9 protein-coding genes are annotated in these 7,691 nt (G+C 57.7%); 3 read left to right on the forward strand and 6 right to left on the reverse strand.

Annotated features, from left to right (window positions below):
* Positions 1-57: 57 nt before the first annotated feature.
* Genes KP705_RS05375 through efp form a run of 5 tightly spaced genes read right to left on the reverse strand, consistent with a single transcriptional unit; the run spans position 58 to position 4,422 of the window.
* A complete protein-coding gene (locus KP705_RS05375; RefSeq protein ID WP_046901301.1) occupies positions 58-1,059 on the reverse strand; it encodes a peptidoglycan -binding protein in 1,002 nt (333 codons plus the stop codon).
* Positions 1,060-1,061: 2 nt separating this feature from the next.
* Positions 1,062-2,210 carry a hypothetical protein gene (locus tag KP705_RS05380; RefSeq protein WP_046901302.1) on the reverse strand — a complete coding sequence of 383 codons (1,149 nt, stop codon included), beginning with the start codon at positions 2,208-2,210 and terminating at the stop codon, positions 1,062-1,064.
* 17 nt (positions 2,211-2,227) lie between these two features.
* Positions 2,228-2,965 carry an OmpA family protein gene (locus KP705_RS05385; RefSeq protein ID WP_215764145.1) on the reverse strand — a complete coding sequence of 246 codons (738 nt, stop codon included), beginning with the start codon at positions 2,963-2,965 and terminating at the stop codon, positions 2,228-2,230.
* Between the two features lie 60 nt (positions 2,966-3,025).
* A complete protein-coding gene (locus KP705_RS05390; protein ID WP_064274968.1) occupies positions 3,026-3,853 on the reverse strand; it encodes an inositol monophosphatase family protein in 828 nt (275 codons plus the stop codon).
* 2 nt (positions 3,854-3,855) lie between these two features.
* A complete protein-coding gene (gene efp / locus KP705_RS05395) occupies positions 3,856-4,422 on the reverse strand; it encodes an elongation factor P (protein WP_046901304.1) in 567 nt (188 codons plus the stop codon).
* 216 nt (positions 4,423-4,638) lie between these two features.
* On the opposite strand from efp, the gene KP705_RS05400 reads away from it, so the two are divergent.
* A complete protein-coding gene (locus KP705_RS05400) occupies positions 4,639-4,953 on the forward strand; it encodes a carboxymuconolactone decarboxylase family protein (protein WP_046901305.1) in 315 nt (104 codons plus the stop codon).
* Between the two features lie 159 nt (positions 4,954-5,112).
* Here KP705_RS05400 and KP705_RS05405 read toward each other — a convergent pair whose 3' ends face one another.
* Entirely contained in the window at positions 5,113-6,162 is a 1,050-nt protein-coding gene (locus KP705_RS05405) for a lysine-2,3-aminomutase-like protein (RefSeq protein WP_215764146.1), read from the reverse strand.
* A 52-nt stretch (positions 6,163-6,214) separates the two neighbouring features.
* On the opposite strand from KP705_RS05405, the gene epmA reads away from it, so the two are divergent.
* Both epmA and KP705_RS20005 read left to right on the forward strand, forming a co-directional pair.
* Positions 6,215-7,210 carry an EF-P lysine aminoacylase EpmA gene (epmA, locus tag KP705_RS05410; RefSeq protein ID WP_211513467.1) on the forward strand — a complete coding sequence of 332 codons (996 nt, stop codon included), beginning with the start codon at positions 6,215-6,217 and terminating at the stop codon, positions 7,208-7,210.
* Between the two features lie 107 nt (positions 7,211-7,317).
* Positions 7,318-7,691, forward strand: a 374-nt coding sequence (locus KP705_RS20005; protein WP_252348231.1) for a hypothetical protein, incomplete at its 3' end; no start/stop codon positions are given.

Raw genomic sequence — 7,691 nt, forward strand, 5'->3', positions numbered from 1 at the left:
GGAATGTCAGCAGACCTGCGGAAAAGCCTGCCTTCGTGAAAAGGCAGGCAAGGGGAATCAGCGATCCGTCAGACGGAACTCGATCCTGCGGTTGCGGGCGTATGCCGCTGGGGTACTGGCCGCGTCAAGCGGCTGGAAGTCTGCAAACCCTGTTGCTGCCAGATGATGCGGGTCCACACCCTCGGCAATCAGAAGTTTCACAACAGTGATGGCGCGTTCAGAGGACAGTTCCCAGTTGCTCGGAAAAGCGCTGTGAATGGGCTGTCTGTCTGCATGGCCGTCAATGCGCAGAATCCATGGGATGTCTGCGGGAATGGTTGAAGACACCTGTTTGAACGTCTTTGCCAGAGTGGTGATTTCTTTTTTGCCTTCAGTGGTCAGGTCAGCGCTGCCCTGAGGGAAAAGAATTTCTGACTGAAAGACAAACCGATCTCCTACGACATTCACGCCCTTCTGATTCTTCAGGATATCACGCAGACGGCCAAAAAATTCCGAGCGATACCGTTTGAGCTGGTTCACTTTGTCGGCCAAGGCGACGTTCAGCTTGTTTCCAAGATCCTGAATCTGCGTGTCTTTGGCCTGCTCGTTCTTTTTCTCGATATCGAGGGCATTACTGATGGCCTGAAGCTGGCGTGTCAGCTCTTCGATCTGAGCCTGTAGGTCCGAGATTTTGCTGTTCTGCTGCTGGCTTGCGCTGTCAGCAGAGGCAAGAGCCTGATCTTTAGACTGAAGCTGGCCATTCAGAAGGGCCATCTGTCCGGCCAAAGCCTTGAGCTGGTCTTCGTTCTTCTGCTTGTCATTGGCCAGGCTGGCGACCGTCGCATTCAGGGACTGGTTCTTGTCTTCCGTCATGGAGAGCATGTGTGACAGCTCAGCCAACTGCTTCTGCAAAGCGTCCAGCGTGTGCTCGCGTCGCATCAGGGCGACGGACAAAAACTGTTGTCCCACCACAAAGACCAGAAGAACGAACGTGACGACCATCAGCAGTGTGGACAGAGCGTCCACATAGCCGGGCCAGGCATCCAGGGCGTTGTTGGGTCCGCGTCTGCGCCGGGCCATGGTCAGTCCTGCCTGCTGGAAGTGCCGTTTGTGGTGCCTGAGGCCGCAGCGATGGTCCGCGCGAGAACCCGCAGGTCATTGCGAATTTCACCGACGGTCTGGGCGCGACCCTGATGCAGTTCTTCAACGAGACGGGAAAGATGGCTCTCAATCCGAAGAAGCGGCGTGCCTTGCGAGCCCGGTTGGCCCTCTTCACCCATCTGACGCAGGAGCGGAACGAGGGCTGCATTCGTCTCAGCCGTCCGGGTCATGATCTGCTGATTGGCTTTCAGGAGTTCAGTCATGCCGCGCAGACGTTCCTGCAGGCTATCCAGCAGCTGAACCTCACGGACGCGGGCTTCTTCACTGCGGGAAACGGCATTCTGAAGCGTTTCGAGATTTTCCGCTGTCTGTTCGAGAAGGGCCTGCACATAGGCTGGGATCGGAGCTCCATCGCTCTCAATGCTTGTGCCACCGCTGACACGGGTAACGCCCGCAAGCCATTCTTCCAGCTCATTGAAGAAGCGGCTTTGTGCCTGACCGGCTGTCAGATCCAGGAAGCCAAGAACCAGCGCTCCTGCCAGGCCGAACATGGAACCCGAGAATGCGGTCGACATACCAGCCAATGGACCGGCAAGGCCTGTCTTGAGTTGGTTGAACATGGCGTCCAGATCGCCGTTACCCGCTGACATTCCACCGATCACAGAGGCAATGGAGCTCACGGTCAGAAGCAGACCGTAGAAGGTGCCGAGAAGTCCCAGGAAAATCAGCAACTGCGTCATATAACGCGAAATTTCGCGGCTCTCATCCAATCGGGACGAGAGACTGTCCAGCATGGCCTGGGTTGTCTGGGTCGAGAGGGTCAAGCGGTCCGTGCGACTGCGTGCGGCAAGCATGCTCGCCATTGGGGCGAGCAGTTTGGGTGGGTTTGGAGCTGCAAGCCCTGCGCGGGGCTGACGGAGCATCTCCACCCAGCGAACTTCCGGCATGAGCCGCTGGACGACGCGCAGGTTCCAGATAATTCCCAAAATCAGAACGCCCAGAATGACGGCATCCAGCTTCGGGTTGGCATTGAAGGCGTTCAGGAGCGTCTTGGCCATAGACGCTGCGAGAAGCGCAACGGCGGCGAGAAAGACGCCCATACGCAGAAGGAAGGTGGTGGGACGGGTCACGGCGGGTCTTTCCTGGCTTATGGCGTGCCGTTTGCCGGGGTTGCGGAATCGGAAGGCGGCGGATTTTGCTCAGTGACGATATCGAGACGGTCAGCCGGATTGGCATCGCCCTTGTCCGGACGTCCCATGGCGCGGGGATACAGGCGCGTGGTTGCAACGCCAGCATTGATGAAAATGGAGCGTACAGCCAGTGCTCGTGCAAGGGAAATGCGCCTTGGCATTGAAATGTCATCACCTGGCACAGTGGCATAGGCGGTCAGGATAATGCGTTTTTCAGGCTGATCCTTGAGCGAGGCGCCATAAGCCGTAAGGGCCTTGAGGCTCTCATCGGTGAGATCTGAACTTGACGGCGCGAAAATCACGCGCAGTCCACCTTCTGGCAGAGCTGTCGTGCTGCTCTTCGCATCAGCAACGGCCTTGATATCAACCGGTGGAGCGGGCGCATGCGTCTGAATGGGGACGAAAGGCGGCGGCAGCACAACAGGTGGCGGCGGTGCGGTGGGAACGGCAGGAACCGTCGTTTTGCCTGTACCTGTAGGTGCAGAGGCGTTGTGCGTAGCCGTGCTCCGCGATGGAGAAGGCGTCGCCGCGGCACGATGCGTCGTCTGGGAAGGGACTGCAGGTTTTGCAACGGCAGTCGGTTTGCCACTGGGAAGGTCATCCAGATTACTGGTGACCTGGGCATGCGCCCCAGAAGGCTGAAGGCAGGCCAGAACGGCCGCCACTGAGAGGGAGGTTAGGATCGGCCTGTACATAGGGGATCGATCCTAACCGAGCGTTCCATCCTCCCGCAATGGGGCAGGAGAGACTTCTGCTTACTCCCGGTTCAAAGCCTCATGCACGATACCGCGCAGAGTGCCATGAAGCTGGGCATTTCCGGCAACAACATTGACGTCGTCGTCGAGGTCATGAAGTTCCTGTCCGTCCGGATCAGTGGCGTGGCCACCAGCTTCCCGAACGATCAGCAGGCCTGCTGCGCAGTCCCATGGCTTGATGCCGAATTCCCAGTAACCTTCGTAACGGCCAGCTGCGACCCATGCGAGATCAAGGGCAGCGGCGCCGAAGCGGCGGATGCCTGCAACCTGCGGCATGAGAGCACCCAGAACGCGCGCGAAGGGCAGACGCTTGCTGCTGGGGACCTTTGCGAACGGAATACCTGTGGCGAACACGGCTTCCTGCATGTTCCGTCGTGCGGAAACGCGCAGGCGGCGCTCGTTCAGGAATGCGCCGATGCCTTTCTCAGCCCAGAACATTTCGTTCGCAGCAGGATTGTAAACCAGCCCGGAGACCAGTTCGACCGTACCATCCGGCAGCCGACGCTGGAGGCCAATGGAAATGGCCCAGTGCGGAATGCCGTGCAGGAAGTTCGTCGTGCCGTCCAGCGGGTCGACAATCCAGCGCCATGTCCAGTTATCCCCGCCCGAGGGGCCTGATTCTTCCATGAGGAAGGCATAGCCTGGACGTGCGCGGGCGAGTTCTTCGCGGATGATGGTTTCTGCACGCAGGTCGGCCTGGGACACGAAGTCTCCCGGACCCTTGATGCTGACCTGAAGCTGCTCGACCTCTGCAAAATCGCGGAGCAGGCGGCGTGCGGCCTTCTGCGCTGCGTTCTGCATGACGGCCATGTGCGGGGAAAGACGCATGATCAGTCCTTGGCGCGCTCGACGTAGGACGCATCATCCGTACGGACAACGATGCGCTCGCCAGCTTCAATGAAAGGAGGAACCATGGTCTTCACGCCATTGGCGAGCATGGCTGGCTTGTAGGACGATGAGGCCGTCTGGCCTTTCACGACCGGGTCCGCTTCGGTGATTTCGAGCGTGACATGCGGCGGCAGGGTCACGCCAACGGCGTCGCCTTCCACAAGCTTGACGCTCAGTTCCATGTTGTCCTGCAGGAACGGAAGCTGGTCACCCAGGATATCGGTTGGCAGGATGACCTGCTCGAACGTTTCCGGGTCCATCAGAACAATGTTTTCACCGTCCATGTAGGAATAGGTGAAGTCCTTGTCTTCCGTGATCAGGCGCTCAACGGTGTCTGCGGTGCGCCAGCGCTCGTTCGTCTTGTTGCCTGTCTTCAGGTCACGCATTTCAACCTGAATAAACGCGCCACCCTTACCCGGGGTGATGATCTGCTGCTTGAGAACCGTCCAGCGACGGCCATCGTGCTCGATGACCTGACCGGCGCGGATAAGGTTGGCTTGTTGCTTCATGTGTTGTCCTGACCCTGCAATAGTGGGTTTCTTATCACGTCTTGTGGGCTTCTAGCGCCGTGGAGGGGATTTCGGCAAGGCGCAAGGCGGCCTGAGTGGGCCGAATAACTCAGGAAAGTGTGAAGGATGTCGCTCTTGGAGGAAAAGTGAGAGGGGTTCATGCTCGCAATGGCCCTGTCGTGCAGGCGGGGACGGATAACTCAGGGGCTTGCTCTCATGTACGACATGAAAAATCTTTCCCGTATTTCCCATCTCGAAGCGAACGCCAGCAAGGGGATGGACGCTTTCTGGCAGTTTGATCGCGCTGCATTTGAAGACGGAACTGTCAGCGCCCTGACCAAGCAGCTCGCTGCGGTTGCTGTCGCCCTGACCACGCAGTGCCCATATTGCATCGAACTTCATGCCAAGGCTGCGCGTGAGGCAGGAGCAACAGACGCTCAGCTGTCAGAGATTGCTCTTGTGGCAGCGGCTATCCGTGCGGGTGGCGCCGTCACGCATGCGACGCATCTGTTTCCGAAGACAGAAGGATAAAGCTGGGGCTCGGGGCTGCGTTCCGCTTCGTTGGGTAAGCAGCTCCAAAGTTCGTCATTGGGCAATGCTCTATCGTGTTGAGCAAGCTTGTCCGCAGTTTAGGTAGTTAGAGTTGAAGGCTGAAGCAAGCCAGGATTTCGACGGCCTGAGCGATAAGCCTTAACCCTCAAAATCCGCGATTTCTCCTTGAGGTGTACGGACTTTGCCCTTCTCGCCAGGCAACAGGTAATCCGGCCCCAGTGGGACTTTTCCCTTGCCATGGGGAATGTCGAGAACATATGTCGGCCATGCCAGGCCCGTGACGCGTCCACGAAGGCGGCCCAGCAAAGCACGCCCTTCTTCAACGGGAACCTGAAAGTGACTGGTTCCCGGTGCGGCGTCGAGGTGATGCAGGTAATAGGGCTTGATGCGTGCCGTTACGAGCGCGCGCAAAAGCGCCTCCAGAGAGGCTTCCGTATCGTTCACCCCCCTTAAAAGAACAGACTGGGACAGAACCGGAATAGCGCGCGAAAGAATGGCGCGAACTGCCTTGCGGGCCTCGTCTGTCATTTCCCGCGCGTGATTGATGTGCGCAACGACCCACATGGCGCGATCTGTTTCCATGGCATCCAACAGGTCCGGCGTAATGCGGGCCGGGTCTGCTACGGGAACACGGGAATGAATACGGATGGTCTCGATATGCGGAATCGCCGAGAGGGACTGAACGATATGTTTCAGTCGGCGTGGCGCGAGCATCAGAGGATCACCACCCGTCAGGATGATTTCGCGGATGGCGGGATGCGCCCGAACCCAGTCAAGCGCAGTCTCAAGCTCTTTATCTGTGAGAAGGCCACCATCGGGGCCAACATGCTCCCGCCGAAAACAGAAACGGCAGTAAAGTGGACAGATCAACAGGGGCTTCAGAAGCGCACGGTCTTCGTAACGATGTACGATCCCTTTGACGGGGGACAGCGCATCATCCCCAATCGGATCAACGGTTTCATAGGGCTGCGTGGTCAGTTCCCGGATGTCAGGGATGACCTGCTTTCCGATAGGGTCGTCTGAGGTTTCAATCAGTGCCTGAAACGCAGGTGGAATAGCTGTCGCAAAGTGGCTGCTGACAGCATCAAGGGTCGCTCTGTCAACTTCCGGAGCTAGACCTGCCTGAATGAGATCAGATGGTGTGCGCAGCACATGCCGCTTGTTCGTGGTCTTGACCATATCGTGCATGTGGTGGCTCTAACGCTGGCTGGCTGTGTGTTGCAACAGGAACTCTTCCCTTATGACCCATTCCTCATCCGATCATGACCGGATTGCTGAACGCCTGCCGTTGCTCAGGCGCCGGGCTGCCATGGTGCAGGCTACGCGAAAATTTTTCGATGATCGTGGTTATCTGGATGTCGAAACGCCTTACGCGGTTCCGGTTCCGGGAGAAGAAGTACATCTTCGCTGTTTCCGGACAGAACTGGAACAGCCTGATGGAGGTCGCGAAGCACGGTTCCTGCATACCAGCCCCGAATTTGCGATGAAACGAATTGTAGCGGCTACAGGGCTACCGATCTTCCAGCTAGCGCGGGTCTGGCGCAATGGAGAAAGCAGTTCCACGCATGTTCCGGAATTCACGATGCTGGAATGGTATGCGCCTGAAGCTGATCTTGCCGGCCTGATGGATGAGACGGAGTCTTACGTCAGGGCTCTTCTGCCGGAGCAGATCTATAGGGACGGAAGACTAATTCCCCTGTCTGTACCGTTCGAACGTCTGACAATGCAGGATGCTTTTGCACGATATGTAGGTGCAGACCTTCTGGCGACAGCCGGGAATGCAGAAGCTCTGGCGACACAGGCGGCCGCAGTGCTTAGAAGCGGTGAGACTTGGGAAGATCTCTTTTTTCGCCTGCTTCTGGAGCGTGTCGAGCCTGTTATCGGTCGTGAAAGGCCTACTTTCCTGACGCACTGGCCTGCGGAACAGGCGGCTCTTGCCCGCAAAGATCCGTCGGACGCGAGAGCAGCCTTGCGGTTTGAACTGTATATTGGTGGGATCGAACTGGCGAACGCATTCGAAGAATTGACGGATCCTGTAGAGCAGCGCGAACGTTTCGCTACAGATCGGCAACGAAGACTCGACATTTCGCCCGATCAGGACTGGCCGCTTGATGAAGCTTTTTTGACGGCATTGCCAGATATGCCATCATGCTCTGGTATTGCGCTGGGGTTTGATCGTCTCGTCATGCTCGCGACGGGTGCGCCTGCAATCCGTGACATTTTGTGGTTGGCATAGCCGTTTTGAAACTTGCAGGACTTTTAATCCGTTTCTATCTCCAAACGGGCTAGAACGTCTCACGAAGAAACATATCTGTGCTGGTCACACAGCCGGGGACAAAGAAAATGAAAAAGGCAAAGCTGCTTTCCGTCGTCGCTCTTCTGGCTCTTTCCGCCTGTGAGGTTCCTACCCTGCAGCAGCGCAAGGTTCTCGACTCGATGGTCGGGAAGTCTGAAGTGGACGTCATTCGCCAGTTTGGCGTCCCGACGAAAGACTACCAGGCAGAAGGTCACTCGTTCCTCGCCTATATCGACAACCAGACCCAGTATTCCGGTGGCGGCGGCTGGGGTTGGGGCGGCTGGGGCATTGGTGCTGCCCTTGGCGTCGCAGCTGGCATGGCGATCGAAGGTGCTGCCAATTCCTATCCCGGCGGATACTACCCTGGTGGCTATCAAGGAGGTGTTCCTGCTGGCGGGTATGCCGTTCCGCAGGGATATTA

Origin of the sequence: Gluconobacter sp. P1D12_c, from assembly GCF_018812105.1 — a bacterium.
Lineage (GTDB): Bacteria > Pseudomonadota > Alphaproteobacteria > Acetobacterales > Acetobacteraceae > Gluconobacter > Gluconobacter oxydans_A.